Here is a 21,647-nt window from a genome sequence, read left to right as displayed (position 1 = left end):
GAAAGCAATCAAAGGAAAAATAGGGCAAGTCTTTATCAGCTTTGCCCTTCATGGAATCTCAACGATGTAGCCGTTCCTCGACACAAAGACGTCCTTTCCAATCATGTAGCCCTCTTCCTCGGCCAGCTCGGCGTAGTGGGTGAGCATCCTAAACTCGCCGTGGGCCGGGACGATGTTCTCGGGGTTGAGCATCCTTATCAGGTAGCGGTGGTCCTCCCTGCTCGCGTGGCCGGAAACGTGGAGGTCCTTAATCATCCTGACACCCTTCATCCTGAGCTTCGTTTCTAGCTTGTAGCGCTGGGCGTAGTTGAGCGGGTTCGGTATCGTTCCAGCTGAAAAGACGACGGTGTCGTCCTTGCCGATGTCGTAGAGCTCGCCGTCCGCCATCCTGGTGAGAACGGCTCCGGGCTCGCCCTGATGGCCTGTAACGATGAGGAGGTAGTTCTCCCTCGCCCCCGAGACCTCCTTGAGGACCTTCCTGACGGCGTTGGGGCTCCTGACGGCTCTTGCTCCCTTCATCTTTATGAGGCCGAGCTGTTTCGCTATGCCCGTGTACTTTGCCAAGGAGCGACCAACCAAAACGGCCTGCCTGCCCATCCTGTTGGCTATCCATATCAGCTCCTGAAGGCGGAAGATGTGGCTTGCAAAGGTCGTTGCTATCAATCCCTTCTCGTCCATGCCCTCGTAGAGGAAGAAGTCCTCGAGGAGCATCTGAGCTACGGCCTCGCTCGGCGTCTTCGTCGGCTCCGCGACGCGCGTGGATTCGGCGATGAGAACCTTGACGCCCTCCTTCCCGAGCTCCTTCAGGCGCTTGTAGTCGGGTCTCTCGCCGAGCGGGTTGTTGTTGTCGAACTTGAAGTCGCCGGTGTGGAGAACGACGCCTTCCGGGGTGTGTATCGCCACCATGGAAGCCTGAGGAATCGAGTGGGTCATGCGAATGAACTCAATCGCGAGGTTCTCGCTCACCTGGACTATCTCGCCGTAGTTCGTCTCGTACATCGGGTTCTTGACCTCGAAGTACTCCTCGCTCTTGACCTCGCCCTTGGCGAGCTTAATCGTGTAGGGCGTCCCGTAAACGGGCGTGTCAGGGTAATGCGGGGCGAGCTTGGCTATAGCGCCGATGTGGTCAAGGTGACCGTGGGTGAGCGTAATCGCGACGACCTTCTTGTTCCGGCTCTTCCACAGGATTCTATCGTCGGGAATCGCGCCGAGCTTCTGGAGTTCCTTGTCGGAGAACTTCTGAATGCTCGTGTCCTCGTGAATCATCACCCTGTCGAGCATTATGCCCATGTCGATTATCACGACTTCCTCCCTTCTGCCGTCGGAGTAGCCAACGGCCGTCATGTTCTTGCCGACTTCCTCGTAACCGCTGATTGTGTAGACCTTTATCATGTCAATCATCCTCCCGCCCCGGGCCCCTCCTGAGGCGCGGGGCTGCGTTGGGCATTACTCTGAACGAGGGTTTAAAAAGGTGTGCATCATCTCGGCGACTTCAGCGAGAGCACCGACCCGGCAAAAACCGCCAGGACGAAAGCCAGAGGAATCAGCCCCAGGGAACCCCAGAGTGAGAACCAGCCCCTTCCCCAGAGCGAGATGGCAACGGCCGAGCCCGATACGGCCCCGAGCAGAAAAGCCGGCCCGTCTTTTCCGGGCTCCCACGTCATGAACAGAGAGGCCAGGAAGGAGAGGATTATGCCGGCAACCGCCGTCAGGGGCGTTAGCACTATGAGAAAGCCCTCAATGAAGGAAAATGTGCGGGAAAGAAGACTCCTCACCGCTCTCACCGGGCGCGCAGATAGCCGGGAAGGTCAATCCTCCCCTCCAGCCACTCCCTCGTGAAGCCCGTGATAACGAGCGGAACCTTTCTGAGCTCCTCGATGTTTTTAGCACCCACGAGGAACATCGCGTTCCTTATCTCCTCGATGTAGCGCCTCAGGATTTTGATGACGCCCTCGACGTCGCCCTTCACAGCCGGCTTGAGCAACGGCAGTGCCACTCCAGCAAAGGTCGCGCCCATCGCAAGAGCCTTGGCCATCGTTATCCCGTCGCGCATTCCGCCGGTGGCTATAATCGGCAGGTCCGTCGAATAGCGAACCTCGGCGACGCTTATGGCGGTCTTAATCCCCCAGTCCCAGAAGCGGAGCGCGAGGTTCCTGCCGAGCTCGTCCTTTGCGCGGTAGTATTCAACGGCGCTCCAGCTCGTTCCGCCGAGGCCGCCGACGTCAATGGCGTCAATACCAATGCTCTCAAGCCTGACCGCGACTTCCTTAGAAACCCCCGCGCCGGTCTCCTTCGCTATTATTGGATAAGGGAACTCGGCCTTGAGTTCAGCCAGAGCTTTGAGAACGCCCCTGTACTGCGTGTCCCCCTCGGGCTGGACGCTCTCCTGAAGTGGGTTCATGTGTATTGCTAAAGCGTCCGCCTGAATCGTCTCGACGGCCTTCAGGGCCTCCTCTATGCCGTAGCGCTCCGGAATGGTTTCGGAGAACTGCGGTGCCCCGAGGTTGCCGACGAGGAAGACGTCTGGAGCGACGTCTCTCACGTAGTAGCTCTCCCAGGTTTCCGGCTTCCTTATCATCGCCCTCTGACTGCCGACGCCCATCGGTATGTTGAGCTCCTGCGCGGCCTTCGCGAGGGTCTTGTTTATCCTCCCGGCGAGCTGTGAGCCCTTAGTTCCACCGGTCATTCCCGCTATGAAAATCGGGTAATCAAAGCGCCTCCCGAGGAACTCGACGCTCAAATCAACCTCGTCCTTGTCAATCTCGGGCAGGCTCATGTGGACGAAGTGCACGTCCTCAAAACCGTTGCTCACGTGGGCCTGAACGTTACGCTTTAGACAGTGCTCTATGTGCTCGAACTTCCTGATGATAGTGAGCTCTTCCTTATCAAAAGCCTCCATCACGACCACCGGGGAAGAGAAGGCGGAAAAAGTTAAGAGGTTTTGGGTGGGCAGACGGTGACGTTCACGGTTTTCACGACCAGCCAGCCCTTCGGGTCCTCAATCCAGTTGCCGAGGTAATGGGCGTTCACGGCAGAGGTGAGGAAGTTCGGCATTTCGGATGCTCCGATTGTGAGGTTAAACCTCGACCTGAAACCCGGGAGTACAGGGAACTCCTCGCCAAAATCAACCGAGAGGGGGAGCACGAGGTCCCGGTAGTCCCCTTTGCCCGTGCTGTGGAAGTAAATCACATTGAGGGTAACGTTGTTGCAGGTTCCGTAGTAGGTTACCAGTTTAAATTCGATTTTTCCGGACTGAACCGTTGATGGGAATCCGACGGGAACCGCAAAGACCCTCAATTTGGCCTGAGCGCTCCCGTTGGAAGCCGAGACCTGGAACGGATAGTAGATAACGGTGAGGTTCCTCGGGTTTCCGCCGCCCAATGTCACGGACAGGTTTCTGACATCGCCCAGCACAAGCCACGAATCGTTGTTCTCCACCCAGCCGGGGTAAACCAGAATAACCGCGTCCCTTCCTCCGGCGAGAGCTCTAACGATGCTTCCACCCCGGAGCTCCCATTCAACGGTGACGGTGTTGTTCTCCGACCTAACGCTTAGGTTCAGGCCTCCGGGAGATGCATCAAAAGCGCTCAGGTAGCCACTGGAAGATGCCTTCTGAAGTCCCCAGAGGGCGATGATGAAGAGCACCACAAAGGCCAATATCTTACGTAACATGATTATCAGAGTTACCAATATTAAAGGAAAATAAAAAGATTTCGTCCCGGCTAAGGCACAATCCTCGTGCCGAAACCGTCTCCCCTGATGGCCCCGCTCAGCCTGCCTGGAACGAGCCCGTTGACGAACCACACCTCTGAGTGCTTCGCTATCTTCTTGGCTTCCCTCAGCTTGTTGCATATTCCCCCCGTTACATCGCCACCGGAGCAGGTGAGTTTTGAGAGGAGGCTTTCTATTTCATCCCGGCCGAGGGCTTGGATGAGGTTGCCCTCGCCCGGGTCGCCGTCGTAGACGCCGTCAACGTCCATGAGGAAAATAACCTTCTCGGGCTCGAGCATCTTGGCGAGGTAAGTTATAATCTGGTCACCGGAGAGAATGTCGATGCCCTTGGCCAAGTCGAGGGAAACGTCTCCAAAGAGGACTGGGATAAATCTGAGCTCAACCAGCCTCTTGATTATCTCAAGGTCCCCGTAGGCAACGTCACCGTTCTCGGTCATGAAAACCGAGGAGGTTGAAACTGAAAACGCCGGAAGGCCCCTCTGAAGGAACTCCCTGATGAACGCCGAGTTGGCCCTGAGCATCGCCTGATGGGTCTCCGAAAAGCCCACCATCCTAAACCTCGCAGTTTTCCAGTCGTCGGGGATGCCGTCCCTTATGCTGTACCTCCTGGCGTACGGGTGCCCGAAGCTTCCTCCGCCGTGGACGATTATAAAATTCTTCTCGGGGTAGAACTCCGAGATTTCCCTGGCTATGCGGGCAACGACGTCCCTACGGAAGTTTTCTGGCTTCCCCTTTTTGTCGCTGAAGACGCTACCCCCGACCTTGACGATTATCACGGAATCACCTCCTCTATCCTGAGACCCTCCCTGCTTATCTCGGTTATCATCGGCGTTCCACCTGCTATCGTTATGGCCGTCGCGACTTCGCTCTGCTTCTCCGGGGCGAGGGCGTACATACAGCCACCGCCACCGGCCCCAGTTATCTTGGCCCCCAAGGCTCCGGCCGTTCTGGCTGCATAAACAAGCTCGCTGAGCTTCTTGGTCGAAACGCCGAGTGCATCGAGGAGGCCGTGGTTGATGTTCATCAGCTTTCCAAGCCTCTCGAAGCGGACCTCTTCATCGAGGTCTGAAAGGAGAACTTCCCGAGCCTTCTCCACTATCTTGCCCATCGCAACGAGGACGGGCTCGACTATCTCGGGCATCTCCTCGTAGGTCCTTCTCACCATCGCGACGAGCTCCTTTGTTGAGCCACTCGAGCCGGTGTAACCAACGACTATAGGAAGCTCAGTGAAGGGGAGGTGCTCGAAGTTTCCCTTCTCGTAGTGAATGAACCCGCCTATTGCTGAGACCGTTGGGTCAATGCCGCTCGAGGCGCCCTGAACGAGAAGTTCAACCTTGTGGCCGAGCTTTCCGATTTCCTCGTTGGTCAGCTCGAGGCCAAGGAGCTTTGAAACAGCACCGATTGTGGCAACCGCAACCGCTGCCGAGGAGCCGAGGCCAGCTCCAACAGGAATCTGGGAAGTTATCGAGACTGTAATACCCTTTCCATTTGCATCGGCCTCCTCCTTCACGAGTTCTATTGCCTGGCGGACGTAACTCAACACCTCAGCGGCCTTACCGTAATCGCTCTCGAAGTAAATCTCGTCCTCTGAGAATGAAACAGTTAACCCGGGGACGCGTATGTCCTTGGCCTCTATCTTTATTGCCCCGCTCTCGTTGAACTCCGCCCATACGTAAGTCCTCAGGTTTATTGCGGCCGCGATGGCAGGTTTACCGTAAACAACGCTGTGCTCGCCGAAGAGGATAATTTTAGCGGGGGCCGAAGCCAGAACTCTCATACCACCACCCAATTGGTCTAAACTAAAGCCCTAAAAAACTTTGGGACTCTTGAAGTTGAAAGGCTAAAGTAAAAGATTATCGGTTTAACTTCTGAATAGCTAAACACTTATCATAAAATAACGGTGATGTGCGACACTTTTTGACGTAAAATTTATACGGGGTTATGCCTACGAGATTATAGTAACAAAATGGAAAAAATACACTGGAGGTGATATAATGCCAGAGAGCAAGCTCCAGAAGATAGCGCAGAAGGCAAAGCACATGAGCATCGAGGAAGTTCTGAAGTTTCTTGAAGTAGACCCAACAAAGGGTCTCAGCAGTGAGGAAGCGAGGCGTCGCCTTCAGGAGGTCGGCCCCAACGAGATTCCCGAGAAGAAGGTGCATCCGCTGATAAAGTTCCTCTCCTACTTCTGGGGCCCGATTCCGTGGATGATTGAAGCGGCAGCCATTCTATCAGCGATAGTCCACCACTGGGAGGACTTCGCCATAATAGTCAGCCTGCTGATAATCAACGGCGTCGTCGGCTTCTGGCAGGAGCACAAGGCGGAGAACATCATGGAGTACCTCAAGCAGAAGCTCGCCTTAGAGGTCAGGGTTCTCAGGGACGGCCAGTGGAAGACGATTCCGGCGAGGGAGCTCGTGCCCGGCGACATAGTGAGGCTCCGCATGGGCGACATAATCCCCGCGGACATAAAACTCATAGACGGAGACTTCCTGACGGTGGACGAGTCGGCGCTAACCGGCGAGAGCGTTCCGGTGACGAAGAAGGTCGGCGACGTGGTTTACAGCGGAACAATCGTCAAGCGCGGTGAGATGACGGGAGTCGTTATCGCAACCGGCCTGCACACCTACTTCGGAAGGACCGTTCAGCTCGTCCAGACCGCCAAGACGACCAGCGAGTACCAGAAGCTCGTCATCAACATCGGAAACTACCTCATCGTGCTCAGCGTCATCATGATTGCCATAATGTTCCTCGTCGAGCTCCACAGGGGCAAGCCCTTCATCGAACTCCTGCGCTTTGCCCTCGTCCTGACGGTGGCGGCCATTCCAGCGGCGTTGCCCGCTGTCATGAGCATAACGATGGCCATCGGAGCCTACGAGCTTGCCAAGAGGCAGGCGATAGTGACGAAGCTCGTGGCGATTGAGGAGCTCGCGGCTGTGGATACTCTCTGCGCCGACAAGACCGGAACCCTCACCAAGAACCAGCTGACGGTCGACAACCCGATAGCCTGGGACGGCTTCACGGTCGAGGAGATGCTCTTCTACGCGGCTTTGGCCAGCAAGGAGGAGAACAAGGACCCCATCGACCTCGCCATACTACGCGAGGTTGACAAGGAGAAGCTCAGGAAGTGCAGGCAGGTGAAGTTTGTCCCCTTCGACCCGGTTATAAAGCACACCGAGGCGGAGGTCGAGTGCGAAGGAGGAAAGCGCTTCAGGACAGCTAAAGGTGCACCGCAGGTCATACTCCAGATGGCCAACGCCGACGAGAAGCTCACGAAGGAGGTTATGGAGAAAGTCGAGGAGCTCGCGAGGAAGGGCTACAGGACGCTCGGTGTCGCAGTCGACTTCGGCGACGGCTGGAAGTTCGTCGGACTGATACCGCTCTTCGACCCGCCGCGCGACGACTCGGCCGAGACCGTCAAGTTCCTCAAGAGGAACGGCATCCGCGTGAAGATGATTACCGGTGACCACATCGCGATTGCCAAGCAGATAGCCAAGATTCTCGGCATCGGAACGAAGATACACACGGCCGATGAACTTGAGAAGGCCAAGGGACACGAGCTCATCCAGCTCTGCGAAGAGGCAGATGGCTTCGCGCAGGTCTACCCTGAGCACAAGTTCAAGATAGTTAAGGCTCTCCAGGAGGCCGGCCACAAGGTTGCGATGACCGGCGACGGAGTCAACGACGCCCCTGCCCTGAAGCAGGCCGACGTCGGAATCGCCGTTTCAGGAGCGACGGACGCGGCAAGGGCGGCAGCCGACATAGTGCTCCTCGCGCCGGGTATAAGCGTCATTAAGAACGCCATCGTCGAGGCGAGGAAGATATTCCAGAGGATGTACAGCTACGTCGTCTACCGCATCACGGAAACGATTCGCGTCCTGTTCTTCATAACGCTCAGCATACTCGCGTACAACTTCTACCCGGTAACGGCAGTGATGATAATCCTACTGGCCCTGCTCAACGACCTGCCGATAATCACCATCGCATACGACAACGTCAAAATCAACCGCTGGCCCGAGAAGTGGAACATCCGCGAAATCCTGACGGTGTCAACAATCATCGGAAGCATGGGCGTTATAGAGACCTTCCTCCTGCTCTGGATAATGATAAACTACTTCAACATCTCACCCAAGACGGCAACGGGCCTAGCACTGCTCCAGAGCATCATATTCCTGAAGCTCGCCGTCGCGGGCCACCTGACGATATTCGTCACGAGAACGAGAGGGCCGTTCTGGAGCATAATGCCAGGCAAGTGGCTCCTCTGGAGCGCCGTTGGAACAAAGCTCATAGCGACGCTGATAACGGTCTACGGATGGGGAGTTACCGCAATCGGCTGGAAGTACGCGGGCTTCGTCTGGCTCTACTGCATAGTGTGGTTCTTCATCGAGGACATAACCAAGAGGGCTGCCTACAAGTTCTTCAGCTGGGAGGTCAAGCACGAGCGCCACAAGGCGGCCTTCTGAGGTCCTTGAAGTCTTTTCTTTTCACTTTCGGGGCGAGACACCAAAAGAGAATAGACACGGGGCAGAGTTCACCTCCTCATCACGATGCTCGCGTAGCCAACGACAGCCTCGGTGCTCCTGCTGACCTCGTAGCTCGTCGTGTAGTGTAAAAGCTCAGCCTCAAGCGCCCCGGCGAGGCGGGAGTAAACTATGGCAGTTCCCACGGCCCCTGGTCCGCACATCGTGTGCCTCATCTCGCGGAGCTCCCTGAAGAGACCGTCAACGTCGAAGTCGAGGATTCTCCGTATCAGCCTGAAGTCCCACTCCTTTATCCTGTGCGGAAGCTCGTCGGCTCTGGCTCTGAATGGCACATAGCCGTACATAGCCCCGTAGTGCATGAAGTCGGTGCTCGCTATGACCACGACGTCCCTGCCGAGTTCCTCGCTCGCCTCGAATATCGCCTTTCCGAGGGCCCTCGAAACGTCTTCGTCCTGAATGCCGAGGGTTATGGGGACGATTCTCACTTTCTTCCCGGCGAGCTCTGCCAGATACTGAATGAAGGGAAGCTGAACCTCGATGGAATGCTCGTACTGGTGGGCGAGTTCGTCCAAATCCGCTATGCCAGAGAGCTTCGCTATCGCCTTAGCCATCTTGGCATCGACCTCGATGCTCCCGAGAGGAGTGAGCCACTCTCCCTCGGGATAGACTGCTATCGGCGAGCCGAGTCCCGTGTGGTTCGGCCCGAGGATTACGAAGGTCTCCGGCAGGCCGTCCTCGAAGATTGCCTTGTAAGTTCTCGATGCTGTGTAGCCCGAAAAGACGTAGCCCGCGTGCGGCGCGACTCCTGCCGTTATCCTCCTCTCGCTCCCCTCCTCGCCGAGGTTCCTAAAGAACTCCTCTAACATCTCGATGAGCGCTTCGTCAGATGGATAGAAGCTTCCCGCGACTGCAGGATACCTTGTCATCGCCATCACCTCCGGAGTTAATTGGCATAAGAGTTTAAATACCTTGGGTTAGTTTAACAGTTGGAAATGGTAGAAGAGAAGGGGTTCAGTTCACCACGACCCGAACCCCGTTGACCGTCTCGACCCTGTTGAAGTTCGCAATCCATTCGTTGGGGTCAAGGATTATCTTCTCGGGCTTTTCTTTCAGTTTAAGAGACACTCTTGCAGTTCCGTTGACCCATACTGTCTTTGTAATGCTTCCGTTTGCCGTCACAACCTCGACCTGAAGGGGCATTTTGAAACCGCTCCCATCATCTATGGTGAAGTTCAGGGTGTACCCATCACCGGTTTTCAACAACCTTAAATTCCGAACGGTGTAGTTCGGCAGGCTCGTCGAGTTAAACCACTCCGAGTAGAACCACGTTAGGTTCCGTCCGCTTACATCATCGAAGATTCTGAGAACAGTGGAGAGGGTGCAGTTGGATGAGTGACAGGTCTCAAATACCCGCTTCATCCCCGCATGGAACGTCTCGTTGCCTAGGGTAAACTGAAGGGACCTCAAAACGAAGGCCCCCTTAAAGTACATGATTGCCTCCCTCTCATTGATGTCGGGTATCCATTCACCGTACGTTTGGGCTAGGGTGATGGGCAACGATGAGTACTTAACGACGTATTTCTCCCACGAGTTAAGCCACTCCAAGTAATCCTTCGTGTTGTAGAACATGAGGGCAACCTCTGGGTGCACGTGGAAGAAGATTCCCATGTAGGTTATCTGAGAATACGTGGCGAAACTCTCTGACATAAGGGAACTGCCGAGCGAATAATCTCCGTACCAAGTGTGGGCCAGTTCGTGCGCCAGGACCTGAAAGTCAATCGGATAATCAGCCCGTGCAAGGTACTCACTGTACGTTATGAAGATGTTACCGTGAAACAGATTTATGCCATGGTACAAGAAGTTCTGAGTCAAAACGATGTTGAGGGAATCGTATGGGTACTCCCCGTACCAGTGAGAGTACGTTCTAACGATGTTCTCGGTTGTGTTTACAAGAAGGCCCTCGTAGCTCGAGGGATAAATCTTGGGAACGTAAAAGCTGGCTTTGATTTCCCTGCCCCCAACACTGAACTCATCGTGAAGAACGCGATACTGCCCTATCGCAACGAAAGGAAGGGGAAGCCGCGAGCCAGAGAACGTAAAAATCAGCCGAGTCGAACCGTTTTTGCTCAGATTGAATGTGTTACGGCTCCTGAGGTCCATCGCCACGCCCGTGCTGCCCGAGAGTTCATCAGGCAGGTTTATTACTAGAGACTCAACGACGTGATTCGTTGGTATGCCGTCCACGAGAAAGTACGTTGGAACGAGCTCCGTATCAACGGCATTGACCCCATGCTGGAAGTAGTTACTGACCCATGTGATTCCGGGGTCGGAAACGGTTCCAGTGTAATTAACGGCAAACTCCGCAGTTCCACCCACCATCGCAATGTCTATTACAATACCGGTTCCATTGTCCCCAAGAGATACGCGGGTTGCATTGAGCAGTTTTCCCTTTGTCACTGTGAGGGTCCGGACTTTTATGTAATTCCCCTCTAGGATAAGAACGCGCGTGGTAGTACCGTTTCCCCGAAGGACAACGCGCTTTGTGGCGTTGAACGTGCCGTTGTACAGTAAGTTGAAAGTGACCGTAACGTTTGCTAGGAGGGCAGTCTGGTTTTCAAACGAGCTCAGAAGCTCCCTCCAGTTCGTTGTGGAAGCATTAACCAGCGGAAGACTGGATGCGTAAATCACAGTTGTTGCGTTCCGCGGTTGTTTCGACGTGTTTTGCATCCTCGAGGCATTTGAGGAGTTGTACTTGTTCAGTACGGTACTAGACCGGGTGCTGGAATGGTTCATGGCAGTACTTCCCTCGTGCCCAGTTCGCTCGGCTTGATGTCCCCAGAAGGACACCACGGCCACCAAGAGAAGGGCCAGCAACACCACGCCAAAGTATAGCTTTCTCATGTACAGGCCTCCATCCATGCACTTGCGATATTCCAGCGTGAAATACCGCCGAGGGTAATGGGTTATGAAATTACTTAAGTGTTATTTCAAAGTACGGAGTGTACACACTGCAAATCAACACCCCATTGGAAACTTTCAACAGAACTGGCAACAGAACTGGGATAAAACACTAAAGCGTCCCTTTAAGCCCCGACCCCGTCAGGGGCAGAACTGCGAGCTCGCCTTTTTCAACCAGGCCCCTTTCAATGAGCTTCCACAGCGCGGAGAGAACAACGGCGGACGTTGGCTCGACCAGAAAGCCATGCCTCTTAAGCCAGCTGAGCGCGCCCATCGTTTCAAGCTCGTCAACGCTCACGCAGAGCCCGTCGGTTTCTTTTAGAGCCTTTCTCATCTCGTCGAGCCTTGGCGGTTCGGGAATGGCTATACCTTCAGCGAGGGTGTTTTTCACTGCCGAGCGCTCGCAGAGGCTCTCGTAGCCGGAAGCCTGAACCGCAACGAGCCTTGGAAGTCTATCAATTTCCCCCATCGCTTTTAGCTCGGAAAAGCCCTTCCAGAGGCCGAGGAAGAGGGTTCCGCTTCCGGTTGGGGCAAGAACCCAGTCGGGAACTCCGAGCTGTTCGTAAATTTCAAAGGCTACCGTCTTGGTGCCCTCCAGGAAGTAGGGGTTGAGCCAGTGGGAGACGTAGGTAACTTCGCTCCGCTCGGAGAACTCGACCGCGCGCTCGTGGACGGCCATCCTGTCGCCGTCAACGTAGTGAACCACGGCACCGAGCCCTTGGAGGAGCGAGAGCTTGCCGGGACTCGTATCGTAGGAGACGAAGGCATGAACGCGGATTCCGTTTGCAAGGCCGTAGAGCGCGAAGCTCAGCGCGGCGTTGCCGGAGCTATCGAGGACGACCTCGGTGATGCCCTCGTCGAGCAGCTTTGAGACGGTAACCCAGGTGCCCCTGTCCTTGAAGGAACTGCTCGGCTGGAGGTAGTCGAGCTTAAAGAAGGTCCTAACGCCGTTGATTTCGAGCCCGCTTACAGGTGTAATCGCTGGAACCGGGGCGACTTCCTCGTTAACGGGCAGATGGTTGCGGTAACGCCTCACGTCGAGGAACGGCTCCGGTGTGAATGCATCTGAGTTCCGCTCGACGAGGAGCGTTCCCCCGCAGTCGCAGGTAAGGCGAAAGGTTTCTGGATAAGTTCTCCCGCAACGGAAACAGCGCAGCATAGCATCACCTTTTTTAGGGATGGTGTGGAATAAAGGACATCGAAACTTAAAAAGGTGGTTGCCATGGGTGAGAAGTTCATTTCAGCCGAAAGGCCACAGACCGAGGAAGGCTACCAGTACCACATAGCCTGCAAGCCCGGTGACGTTGCGCGCTACGTTCTCCTGCCGGGCGACCCGGAGAGGGTGCCGAAGATAAGCTCCCTCTGGGACGAGGCTAAAGAGATAGCCTTCCATAGGGAGTACAGAACGCACACCGGCAAATACAAGGGCGTTCCAATAAGCGTCACCTCGACGGGAATAGGCGGGCCTTCGACCGCTATCGCCATCGAGGAGCTCGCGGCGATAGGCGCTGACACGTTCATAAGGGTCGGCTCAACCGGCGCAATCCAGCCGGGAATGGAGATAGGCGACCTGATTATAGCGAGGGCAGCGGTTAGGCTTGAGGGAACCTCAAAGCAGTACGTCCGCGTCGAGTATCCTGCCGTTGCGGACCTTGAGGTGACGCTCGCGCTCATAGAGGCCGCCGAAACCCTTGGCGTTAGATACCACATCGGCATCACAGCCTCGACGGACAGCTTCTACCTCGGCCAGGGCAGGCCGGGTCTGAACGGCTACTTCCCAAGCTTCGCGAGGAACATCCTCGATGACCTCAGGCAGGCGAGGGTCACGAACTTCGAGATGGAAGCGGCCACGCTGTTCACGCTGGCTAACATCTACGGGCTTAGGGCCGGCTGCGTCTGCGCCGTCTTTGCGAACCGCGTTACGAACGAGTTCGGAAAGGCTGGAGAGAAGGAAGCGGCGTTGGTAGCGAGCGAGGCTGTAAAGATACTCGCCGAGTGGGACGAGGAGAAGGAAAAGAAAGGAAAGAAGGTATGGTTCCCCAGGCTGAGGGGTTGAGATGGACGAGAGGCTGTTACTCGTCAGGCAACTCCTCAGTGAAGGGGACGTTGAGGGGGCAGCGGCGGAGGCAAGAAAGATAGAAGACCCCTACTGGCGCTCCTACGCCCTGAGATGGGTCGCAGAAGCCCTTGCGGGCGAACCTGAGAGGGGCCTTGAGGTGGCACTGTCCATAGAGGAACCCTCGGTTAGGGACGAGGCGCTTCGCTCCTTAGCCTACATTTTTTCCAAGAACGAGAAGTTCAAAGAGGCCCTGGAAACCGCGAGAAAGATTGGGAACTCGTTCCTGAGAAAGAAAGCCTTTCGGGCAGTTAGCAATTTCCTGGCGAGGGCTATAGCGACTAAAGGTATTGAGATTCGATTGAGCGACCTGAAACTTGATGAGAGGGACCTTGAGGACCTCAAACCCCTCCCCTACGGAATCATCTACAAGGACGGCAAGCTGATGCCCGGCTCGGTGCTCCACCGAATTAAGGGGGAGGTCATGAGCGGGGTAGTGGACAGGTCGGCGGAGGGGCCGAAGAGGGAACCGCCGAAGCCGGTTTTTGAAAGCGAGGAATCAGAGCCCGAGGACTACGTGTTCGAATACATCAGAAAGCTCATCGAGGACGGTGAGCTTGAAGAAGCCGAGAAGCTCGCAAAGGGACTTCCCGAGCCCTTCAGGAGCTTTTACCTTGAGGAAATCGGCGTGAAGCTCCTTGAAACGGGAGACACGGCTAGGGCGGAGGAAATATTTCGGGAGCTCGAAGTTTCGGATGTCCTGGGGTCACTATTGGCCAGGAAAAACCTCGACCGTCCGGAGCTCGTTTTGAAGTACCTCGAAAAGACCCACAACCCGGCAACGAGGCTGATGGTGGCTTACGAGGTCACCAAGGAGAGGGGAGTTGACACGGAGTTCCTACGAAACGCGCTGATATGGGCAACTGACGAATGGAAGCGGGGCAGGATTCTGAAGTTCCTCGCCTTTGAGATGCTCGAGGAGGCTAAGAAAAAAGGCGACGAACGGCTGAGGAGGATTTCCAGAGAGTTATTTGAGCTTGGAAAAAGCGTTGAAAACTCCAGTGAGAGCTAAAACCTAACGTTCTTTTTATTATCGGAAGAAAGCAGACCGAGAGAACTCGTTTTGAGATGAAGCCCCAGAAGAAGTTTGTGGTGCGGTGGCCGGGATTTGAACCCGGGCCAGCGGCGTGGCAGGCCGCTGTCCTAGCCAGGCTAGACTACCACCGCACAGGCCCGATACTAACTCATCCGGAGAGCATTTATAAATTTTTCGGTCTTTGGGAAAGGTTAAATTTATAAAGCGTTTCCGAGAAGGGTTAGCGGGCAGTGCCCCGGTGGCCTAGTCTGGATAGGGCGCGAGGCTGCGGACCTCGAGGTCCGGGGTTCAAATCCCCGCCGGGGCGCCAGTTACAAACTTCGCGCAGGCGAAGTTTGACCAAGGTTTGTGATTCTTCGTTAAGAATGCAATTCTAAGAAGTTTGCATTTTCAAACGGCCATCTTCTCTGCAGAATTCTCTTTAAGAGAGTCCTTTGGGGGGTTTTCTCTAAGAGGCGCTCCCCCGGAGCGCGAGAAAAGTAAACCCGTGTGAGAGAGCTCTCAAAATCCGGAGAATTCACAATCTACAAAAGCCGTTAAAAGCGCAAACCCTCTCAAAACACCCCGTTAAAAGAATCACAAACTTTGATGAAGCTTTGTGAAGGCAAAGTTTCCTTGGTGAAGCTTTTTTTTTCAAAAGCTTCAGCGCTGGCGGGGAAACTTTTCTTGTGAAAAGTTTCATCAAAGTGAAGCATGCTTTTTTAAAGGGTTCATTTTCAGATGAGTTTGGCTTAAAACTCGCAATTTTTGAGGGTGTTTTCTCAATTAGCGCCCTTCGGGCGCGTTTCGAGTTTAAACACCTCTCTCAAAAGCCCTTATCAAAGCAAACCCAAAAACCAACGAGTTACTTTAAGAGGCATGCACTCTATCTTTACCCCCTGTGAGGGTTTGATCATTTTGGTCAAGCTTTTACCAAAAGCTTGCTCGCCTGCGCGACGTCGAGCTCTGCTCGACGCAAGGGACGAAAATCCCACAGAGTTTGACCAAGGTTCGTGATTCCCTTTTTGGGCTCTCCTTTTCCAACTCCCCCGAACTCCCGGATATCCCGAAACGTTTAAATACCTTGGGACTTTTAGTTTCTTTAGGTAAGAAAAAATGGAGGTGGTACCATGGTATATGTGGCGGTTCTGGCGAACATAAACGGAAACCTTCCAGCCCTGGCGAAGGCCCTTGAGAAGATTGAGGCCCTCAAGGAGGAAGGTTATGAGATTGAGAAGTACTACGTCCTTGGAAACGTCGTCGGTCTCTTCCCGTACCCAAGGGAGGTTCTCGACACGCTCGATGACCTCATCAGGAACAACGTCGTCAAGGTCATTCGCGGTGAGTTTGACCAGGTTATAGCGGCCAGCGACCCGCACGCGGAGGGACCGGATTACATCGACAAGCTGGACTATCCACCATACATCAAGAAGGCCCTCAAGTACACGTGGGAGAAGCTCGGCCACGAAGGTAGGGAGTTCATCAGGGACCTGCCGATTTACCTCGTGGACAAGATAGGCAAGAACGACATCTTCGGCGTCTATGGAAGCCCGCTCAACCCGTTCGACGGCCAGGTGCTCCCTGACCAGCCGACGAGCTACTACGAGGCCATAATGAGGCCCGTCAAGGACTACGAGATACTCTTCGTGGCGTCGCCGAAGTACCCGGTCAACGCAATGACTAGGTACGGAAGGGTAATCTGCCCCGGAAGCATAGGCTATCCGCCAAGCAAGAACCACAAGGCAACCTTCGCGCTGGTTGACGTTGACACGCTACACACCAAGTTCATCGAGGTTGACTACGAGAAGGAAAAGAGGCTCGTCGAAGAGAAAATCAAGAGGGAAGGCCTTCCCGAGGAGCTCATCAAGATTCTCTACCGCGGGAAGGTTTGATTCCTCACCCTTTTTTGAAGCCGATGTAGAAGCCCGCGACGAAAGCGCTGGTTCCGGGGAGGATTCCAACGACCTTTTGACCAAGGCTGACTACCTGCTGAGTTAGGTTACCGGTCAGGTTGAATAGCTTGTCGGTGTTTATCGTTATTACGCCCTTCTTTTGAAGGTAGAAGAGACTGAGGACGTAGGCACCGATTATAGCCATCGCTATCTTCATGAGTTTTTTGAGGGCGTACCCTGTGATAAAGCCAACGATGGCACCAACACCGACATCGCCAAACATGCCACTAACGTTGAAATCCATAATCACCACCGAGGTTCCTTAGGAAGCGAACGTATAAAACCTTATCCCCAAAAGGCTTAAATTACACGCTTCCAAAATATTTACAAGACATAAAACAGGTGGGACCATGACGACGCCGATAGAGAGGTTGAGGAATAAGGTTACGAAAGAGGTGCTCTGGCTCTACATACTTCGGCTCCTCGAGGAGAGGCCGATGTACGCCTACGAGCTCAAGGAGCGCATAAAGGAGGCCTTCGACTTCGAGCCAGCCACCGTCAGCTCGTACGTCGTCCTGTACAAGCTTGAGAAGGACGGCTACGTCACCGCCGAGTGGCAGGAGAGCGAAACCGGAAAGCCGGCCAGAAAGTACTACAAGCTCACGCCGAAGGGCGAGGAACTGCTAAAAGAGGGAATAGAGTTTCTGGAAGAAACGCTGAAAAAGTTGAAGAAAACCTAATCAGCGTCCGCCACCGCGCGGTTCTCTGGCCTTGGGGCGAAGCCCCTTGTAACCGCACTTTCTGCACTTCTTTGCGCCCCACGGGTTGGTGGCGCCACAGCGCATGCAGATAAGCTTCCTGAAGATTCTTGCTTCAGCCTCGGGGAATCTCGCCATCTCAACCACCTCAAATGACCTTGACGGGTTTCGTTCAACGGGGAACTTTTAAAGGTTTGGTGCGGGGGACGGGATTTGAACCCGCGAAGCCCTGCGGCACCGGATCTTAAGTCCGGCCCCTTTGGCCAGGCTCGGGCACCCCCGCGCGAGGGGAAGTACAGGGGGAAAGTTAAAAACCTTCCCCTCAGGTCCTCACAATCCTCATCTCGAAGTCCTCAACGGGAACCTTGAAGTCCTCCCTGCTCTCGATTTCCTTCCTGTTGTAGAGTATCTCCCTGGCGAGTATCCAGTAGATGAGCGCGAGGGCTTTCCTACCCTTGTTGTTGGTCGGGATTGCGAGGTCAACGTAGCTGAGGAAGTTCTCGGTGTCAACGAGGGCAACTATCGGTATTCCAATCTCAACGGCCTCCTTCATAGCCTGGTGGTCGGCCCTCGGGTCGGTGACGATAATGACGTCCGGCTCGAAGAAGTTCTTGACCTGCGGGTTGGTCATGGTTCCCGGGAGGAAACGGCCCGGAATGGCCCTGGCACCGGTAACCTCGCCGAACTTCTTGACGGGCTTCTGGCCGTAGAGCCTGACGCTAACGGCCAAGATGTTCTCCGGGTCGAACTTGGCAAGGAACTTGCCAGCGACCTTGAGCCTCTCGTCGGTCTTCCTGACGTCGAGGACGTAGAGGCCGTCCTGCCTGACGCGGTAGATGAACTTCTTCATGTCCTGGGTCTTCTGCTGGGTGCCGATGTGGACACCCGCTGCCAGATACTGGTCGAGTGGAACGAGATACTCCTCCATTTCCTTCACACCTCCTCATCCTTCAAAGGTTATTATCCTGCCCCTTTCACCCAAATCCTCAGCTATTCTTATCAGCTCGTTCAGCCTGGCGATGGAATCCTTCCTCAGGACCATCGCCGGGCAACGGAAGCCCACCGCGAGGTGGGCAAGGGCCTCATCGGAGGACTCGTAGCGAGCCTCCGAGAGGATTGGAACGATTCTCTCCGACTTGGCGTCGTTTATGAGGTTGTACAAGTCGGTGAGCGTGCCCAGGTTTATGGGTTTTATGGAGAGCGCGTTGTAGTAGCGCCTGTCGAGTATGTCCTTCTCGCGGAAGAGGTACTCACCGTCAACGAAGACCCCGTGGGTTCCGGCTATAAGCTCAAGGAAGAGCTCCTCACCACCGAGGGGCTTTATGTAGGCAACGTTGTTGTCCTCAACCGTCGAGAGGACGGTCTCTATATCGAGCTCCTTCTTCTGGACGAGCCCGAGGGCAACCTCAAGGCCGAGCTCGTCGGTGGCCTTTTCGGTGGCCTTTGAGTAGGCCTCAACGGTATTGCCCTCAACGTTCTCAAGGACGCTGTTGAAAGCGTCAACGACGTCGGTAATCTCCATCAAATCGCGAACCATGACGTAGTAATCGAACTCCTCACCGCGACCGAGCTCAAGGATTGGGACGGGCAACTCGGTGGTGAAAGTTCCCCCGAGGTAGCTGTAGAGGGGAAGGTTCTTCTCGCTCGCGGCTGCCTTTGCGGTGGCTACTGAAACCGCCAGCGCGGTGTTGGCTCCGATGTGGCCGAAGTTCTCGGTTCCGTCTATCTCCCAGAGGTAGCTGTCTATGAGTTCCTGCTCGGTTGCATCAAAGCCTATCAGCTCGGGCCCGATTATCTCATCAACCTCGCTTACAGCGCGATGAGCCTCGGCTATGTAGAGGCTCGGGTTCTCGTCTATCGGCGAGGCAAACCGCCCAAAGCCCGAGCTGGTTATGACGTCTACCTCAACGGAGTATTTGCCCCCCTTGAGCACTGCAACCCTGCCGATTACGTTCTCTATCACCATCATCGTTCATCAGCTCGGCCTTATTACGGTGAGCGGGATTATTCCCTTCTCGAACTCCATCAAGGCAGCTTGAAGGGGAGTTATTCCCTCGGGAACGTCTATCAGCACGGGGGCACCCATCGCTATCTGGAGAGCCCTCGCACCGATGATGCGGGCCTTCTCAAAGCGGGTGTACTTGAACATACTTACCACCCCTTCCTTCCACACCTTCAAGAGAGGTTTTTTCAGTGAACGGAATGTTGGTGGGGCCGCCGGGATTTGAACCCGGGTCTCCGGCACCCCAAGCCGGGAGGATAGACCAAGCTACCCCACGGCCCCGCCCAGAATTGCGGTTTTTAGTAGACTTTATAAACCATTACCTGGTCGATGAGCTCCACGTGGCTGAGGAGCGTTCTCCTGCAGCAGTACCTCTCGACGCCAAGGTCGTCGAGGACCTTACCAGGGTCTTCCCCGGCCTCAACTCTCTTCTTGAACTCGTAGTACTTGTCTGCCAGCACCTTTCCGCAGGTGAAGCACCTGACGGGGACTATCATTTCCCACACCTCAAATTGTTAAAGGGGAGGCATCAACGGTAGGACTTCTGCCTCTTGGCCCTCGGACCCTTGGTCGAGCGGTTGGGCTTGTGGGGCTCGGTCCTCCTGCTGTCGCCAACGAGCATAGTCCTGTCGTACTTCATAAACTTTTCCTTGAGATTCATGTCGTTGGTCCACTCGACGAGAGCCCTGGCTATGGCGACGCGCGCGGCCTCGGCCTGGCCCATGAAGCCTCCGCCCTCGACCTTGACGTCGATGTCGACCTTGCTGACTATCTCCTCTCCAGCCAATATGAGCGGTTCCATGATGGTGAAGCGCGCTATCTCGGGCTCGATTATCTCGACGGGCTTGTGGTTGATTCTCACCCTTCCCTTTCCTTCCCTTATGGTGGCCCTCGCTATAGCGGTTTTCCTCTTTCCAGCAGTCTGGATGACCCTCATCTTTCTCACCTCAGAACTTTCCACCGAGGAACTTGGCCACTTCACCAACGGTGACGTACTTCGGCGTGGCAAGCCTCGACATGTGGGCCTCGCTTATGGTCTCAAGCTCCTTGCCCTCGAACTCCTTGGGAACGCCGACGTAGACCTTGAGCCTCCTGAAGGCCTTCCTTCCGCGGTCGGTCTTCCAGGGGAGCATGCCCCTAACGGTCCTCCTGACTATCTCGTCGCTCCTCTTCGGGTAGAACGGACCCCTCCTCGGGTTGGTCCTGGTTCTAAGCTCGGTCCTCTGCTTGTACTTGGCAAAGATGTCCTCACGGTTTCCGGTGATGATGGCCTTCTCGGCGTTGACTATGACGACCTCTTCGCCCTCGAGGAGCATCTTGGCAACCTTCGAGGCGAGCCTTCCGAGTATGAGTCCTTCAGCGTTAATAATCCTCATGGCCCATCACTCCATTATGATTACTCCACTACCCTTCGGGTTTCTCTCCATAAGCTCCTCGATGGTGATGGCCTCGCCACCGGCCTCGAGGATCTTCTTCTTAGCGGTCTCGCTGAACTTCCAAGCAGCAACGGTGACCTTGTGCTCGAGCTTTCCGGCTCCGAGAACGCTTCCCGGAACGATGACGGTGTCGCCCTCCTTGGTGTAGCGGTTTATCTTGCTGACGTTGACTTCAGCCCTCTGCCTCCTCGGCCTCTCAAGGCGCCAAGCGATGTCCTTCCAAATCTTAACTCCCTCTTCGTTCGACTTCTTCCTGAGTGCCCGAATGAGCCTTCTCAGGTTGATGTCGGTGGGACCTGTTCTCTTGACCATGAACATACCTCCTCAACGCTCTCGCAGGGAAACCGACAGGTGGACGGGGTGAGCGTTATGGTGCGGGGGCGGGGATTTGAACCCCGGAACCCCTACGGGACGGGACCCTGAATCCCGCGCCTTTGGCCAGGCTCGGCTACCCCCGCGTCAGTCGGCTAATTTATGGAGTTCGTTTATAAATCTATCGCTCTTCCTCATGAGTATCTTGAGCGCTATGCTCACGATTTCCTCAACGGGGAGCTCTCCGTTTGTTTCCACTGTAAAGACGAACGTTCCAGGCACTACCTCTTCCCTAATCTTCTCGCCCTCGTAGGCCTCGAACTTCCTCGGCAGATAGAAGGCCTTGGTCGTGGTTATGATTATTTCATCATTCTTTTCCTCAACGGGCAAACCGCGCCTCTCGGCGAGCTCCTTGAGCTCTTCCCAGTCGGGAACGTCCTTGCTCACGTGGATTTTCGTCAGGTACTTGTAGTAGACGAAGCCTGGCTGCCACTTGGCGTGGTCCTTTCCGCGTCCGAGCTTGGCGTAGGCGTTGAGCGTGAGCTTCTGTCCCTCGGCGAGCTTGACTATCGGAATGTTCGGGTTCGCTGGTTTGATTCCCTCGTCACTGCTCTTGAGGTCGCCAGAGTAAACCATGCCCGGCCCCTCTGCCTCAAGTGAGAGGGTAACGGTGTAGTCGTCGAGTTCAAGTGCGTCGAGCGAGAACCTCTCAACGGGTGTCGTGAGGGGAATCATGGCCAATCTGTGGGCGATTATCTCGTCGAATAAAGCGGAGTCGTTCTCGAAGAACTCAACCTCGTCAACGGCGAAGGTAGGGACGTCGGCCAAAATAGTCCTCCTAAGGGCGTTGGCAAAGGCGACGTCTATGCCACTGACGATGAACTTTATCGAGTCCTCCCTCTTTTCAAGAATTTCAAACTTCGGCTCCATTTGCATCACCAAAAA

The 21,647-nt window shown here is 55.1% G+C and carries 24 protein-coding genes and 5 tRNA genes; 6 read left to right on the top strand and 23 right to left on the bottom strand.

Going from position 1 to position 21,647, the window contains the following annotated elements:
* Nucleotides 1-48: 48 nt before the first annotated feature.
* The 6 genes from CS910_RS04220 to CS910_RS04195 form a co-directional block, all read right to left on the bottom strand.
* Nucleotides 49-1,392, bottom strand: a complete 1,344-nt coding sequence (locus CS910_RS04220; RefSeq protein WP_099212423.1) for an RNase J family beta-CASP ribonuclease — start codon at nt 1,390-1,392, stop codon at nt 49-51.
* A gap of 86 nt (nt 1,393-1,478) precedes the next feature.
* Nucleotides 1,479-1,775: a hypothetical protein gene (locus tag CS910_RS04215; protein WP_099209872.1), complete on the bottom strand. Its 297-nt coding sequence runs from the start codon at nt 1,773-1,775 to the stop codon at nt 1,479-1,481.
* Between the two features lie 5 nt (nt 1,776-1,780).
* Entirely contained in the window at nt 1,781-2,899 is a 1,119-nt protein-coding gene (gene fni / locus CS910_RS04210) for a type 2 isopentenyl-diphosphate Delta-isomerase (RefSeq protein WP_099209871.1), read from the bottom strand.
* A 32-nt stretch (nt 2,900-2,931) separates the two neighbouring features.
* Nucleotides 2,932-3,672 (bottom strand): hypothetical protein, encoded by a 741-nt coding sequence (locus CS910_RS04205; protein WP_145955354.1) that lies wholly within the window; start codon nt 3,670-3,672, stop codon nt 2,932-2,934.
* Nucleotides 3,673-3,722: 50 nt separating this feature from the next.
* Nucleotides 3,723-4,508, bottom strand: a complete 786-nt coding sequence (locus tag CS910_RS04200; protein ID WP_099209869.1) for an isopentenyl phosphate kinase — start codon at nt 4,506-4,508, stop codon at nt 3,723-3,725.
* Complete coding sequence (locus CS910_RS04195; RefSeq protein ID WP_099209868.1) at nt 4,505-5,509, bottom strand: mevalonate kinase; 1,005 nt, start codon at nt 5,507-5,509, stop codon at nt 4,505-4,507. Before CS910_RS04195 ends, CS910_RS04200 begins: the two co-directional genes overlap by 4 nt.
* Before the next feature lie 217 nt (nt 5,510-5,726).
* Between CS910_RS04195 and CS910_RS04190 the strand changes: the two genes are divergently transcribed.
* Complete coding sequence (locus CS910_RS04190; RefSeq protein WP_099209867.1) at nt 5,727-8,195, top strand: plasma-membrane proton-efflux P-type ATPase; 2,469 nt, start codon at nt 5,727-5,729, stop codon at nt 8,193-8,195.
* Nucleotides 8,196-8,263: 68 nt separating this feature from the next.
* Here CS910_RS04190 and CS910_RS04185 read toward each other — a convergent pair whose 3' ends face one another.
* The 3 genes from CS910_RS04185 to CS910_RS04175 form a co-directional block, all read right to left on the bottom strand.
* Nucleotides 8,264-9,139 (bottom strand): MEMO1 family protein, encoded by an 876-nt coding sequence (locus CS910_RS04185; protein ID WP_099209866.1) that lies wholly within the window; start codon nt 9,137-9,139, stop codon nt 8,264-8,266.
* Between the two features lie 85 nt (nt 9,140-9,224).
* The gene (locus CS910_RS04180) at nt 9,225-10,901 is read right to left on the bottom strand and encodes a M1 family metallopeptidase (protein WP_145955353.1); all 1,677 of its coding nucleotides are present in this window, start codon (nt 10,899-10,901) and stop codon (nt 9,225-9,227) included.
* 382 nt (nt 10,902-11,283) lie between these two features.
* Complete coding sequence (locus CS910_RS04175; RefSeq protein ID WP_099209864.1) at nt 11,284-12,330, bottom strand: pyridoxal-phosphate dependent enzyme; 1,047 nt, start codon at nt 12,328-12,330, stop codon at nt 11,284-11,286.
* A gap of 63 nt (nt 12,331-12,393) precedes the next feature.
* Between CS910_RS04175 and udp the strand changes: the two genes are divergently transcribed.
* Nucleotides 12,394-13,227 (top strand): uridine phosphorylase, encoded by an 834-nt coding sequence (udp, locus tag CS910_RS04170; protein ID WP_099209863.1) that lies wholly within the window; start codon nt 12,394-12,396, stop codon nt 13,225-13,227.
* A gap of 1 nt (nt 13,228) precedes the next feature.
* The gene (locus tag CS910_RS04165; protein ID WP_099209862.1) at nt 13,229-14,299 is read left to right on the top strand and encodes a hypothetical protein; all 1,071 of its coding nucleotides are present in this window, start codon (nt 13,229-13,231) and stop codon (nt 14,297-14,299) included.
* A 78-nt stretch (nt 14,300-14,377) separates the two neighbouring features.
* Here the strand turns inward: CS910_RS04165 and CS910_RS04160 are convergent.
* A tRNA-Gly gene (locus CS910_RS04160) sits at nt 14,378-14,454 on the bottom strand.
* A gap of 101 nt (nt 14,455-14,555) precedes the next feature.
* Here CS910_RS04160 and CS910_RS04155 point away from each other — a divergent pair.
* Nucleotides 14,556-14,633 (top strand) — tRNA-Arg (locus CS910_RS04155).
* Nucleotides 14,634-15,432: 799 nt separating this feature from the next.
* Nucleotides 15,433-16,194, top strand: coding sequence for a metallophosphoesterase family protein (locus CS910_RS04150; protein ID WP_099209861.1), 762 nt, complete (start codon nt 15,433-15,435; stop codon nt 16,192-16,194).
* A 4-nt stretch (nt 16,195-16,198) separates the two neighbouring features.
* Here the strand turns inward: CS910_RS04150 and CS910_RS04145 are convergent, their stop codons facing one another.
* Nucleotides 16,199-16,498 carry an FUN14 domain-containing protein gene (locus CS910_RS04145; RefSeq protein WP_099209860.1) on the bottom strand — a complete coding sequence of 100 codons (300 nt, stop codon included), beginning with the start codon at nt 16,496-16,498 and terminating at the stop codon, nt 16,199-16,201.
* A gap of 106 nt (nt 16,499-16,604) precedes the next feature.
* Between CS910_RS04145 and CS910_RS04140 the strand changes: the two genes are divergently transcribed.
* Nucleotides 16,605-16,934 carry a PadR family transcriptional regulator gene (locus CS910_RS04140; RefSeq protein ID WP_042692896.1) on the top strand — a complete coding sequence of 110 codons (330 nt, stop codon included), beginning with the start codon at nt 16,605-16,607 and terminating at the stop codon, nt 16,932-16,934.
* Here CS910_RS04140 and CS910_RS04135 read toward each other — a convergent pair whose 3' ends face one another.
* The 12 genes from CS910_RS04135 to CS910_RS04080 form a co-directional block, all read right to left on the bottom strand.
* Nucleotides 16,935-17,090 carry a 50S ribosomal protein L40e gene (locus CS910_RS04135; protein ID WP_014122450.1) on the bottom strand — a complete coding sequence of 52 codons (156 nt, stop codon included), beginning with the start codon at nt 17,088-17,090 and terminating at the stop codon, nt 16,935-16,937.
* 57 nt (nt 17,091-17,147) lie between these two features.
* A tRNA-Leu gene (locus tag CS910_RS04130) sits at nt 17,148-17,235 on the bottom strand.
* Between the two features lie 39 nt (nt 17,236-17,274).
* Entirely contained in the window at nt 17,275-17,880 is a 606-nt protein-coding gene (rpsB, locus tag CS910_RS04125; protein ID WP_099209859.1) for a 30S ribosomal protein S2, read from the bottom strand.
* A gap of 15 nt (nt 17,881-17,895) precedes the next feature.
* Nucleotides 17,896-18,921 carry a hypothetical protein gene (locus CS910_RS04120; protein ID WP_099209858.1) on the bottom strand — a complete coding sequence of 342 codons (1,026 nt, stop codon included), beginning with the start codon at nt 18,919-18,921 and terminating at the stop codon, nt 17,896-17,898.
* Between the two features lie 6 nt (nt 18,922-18,927).
* On the bottom strand, nt 18,928-19,101 hold the full coding sequence (locus tag CS910_RS04115) for a DNA-directed RNA polymerase subunit K (RefSeq protein WP_042692889.1): 174 nt from the start codon (nt 19,099-19,101) through the stop codon (nt 18,928-18,930).
* Between the two features lie 57 nt (nt 19,102-19,158).
* Nucleotides 19,159-19,236 (bottom strand) — tRNA-Pro (locus CS910_RS04110).
* 17 nt (nt 19,237-19,253) lie between these two features.
* On the bottom strand, nt 19,254-19,451 hold the full coding sequence (locus CS910_RS04105) for a DNA-directed RNA polymerase subunit N (protein WP_011250450.1): 198 nt from the start codon (nt 19,449-19,451) through the stop codon (nt 19,254-19,256).
* Between the two features lie 32 nt (nt 19,452-19,483).
* The gene (locus CS910_RS04100) at nt 19,484-19,891 is read right to left on the bottom strand and encodes a 30S ribosomal protein S9 (protein WP_015859569.1); all 408 of its coding nucleotides are present in this window, start codon (nt 19,889-19,891) and stop codon (nt 19,484-19,486) included.
* Between the two features lie 10 nt (nt 19,892-19,901).
* The gene (rplM, locus tag CS910_RS04095; RefSeq protein WP_014122445.1) at nt 19,902-20,330 is read right to left on the bottom strand and encodes a 50S ribosomal protein L13; all 429 of its coding nucleotides are present in this window, start codon (nt 20,328-20,330) and stop codon (nt 19,902-19,904) included.
* A gap of 6 nt (nt 20,331-20,336) precedes the next feature.
* The gene (locus CS910_RS04090; protein ID WP_099209857.1) at nt 20,337-20,702 is read right to left on the bottom strand and encodes a 50S ribosomal protein L18e; all 366 of its coding nucleotides are present in this window, start codon (nt 20,700-20,702) and stop codon (nt 20,337-20,339) included.
* A 58-nt stretch (nt 20,703-20,760) separates the two neighbouring features.
* Nucleotides 20,761-20,848 (bottom strand) — tRNA-Leu (locus CS910_RS04085).
* Between the two features lies 1 nt (nt 20,849).
* Nucleotides 20,850-21,632: a DNA-directed RNA polymerase subunit D gene (locus tag CS910_RS04080; protein ID WP_099209856.1), complete on the bottom strand. Its 783-nt coding sequence runs from the start codon at nt 21,630-21,632 to the stop codon at nt 20,850-20,852.
* Between the last annotated feature and the right edge of the window lie 15 nt (nt 21,633-21,647).

The sequence above is a fragment of the Thermococcus henrietii genome (genome assembly GCF_900198835.1).
Classification (GTDB): Archaea; Methanobacteriota_B; Thermococci; order Thermococcales; family Thermococcaceae; genus Thermococcus; species Thermococcus henrietii.
Note: the sequence above shows the minus strand (reverse complement) of the source record. Positions and strands in the feature narration are given on the sequence as shown.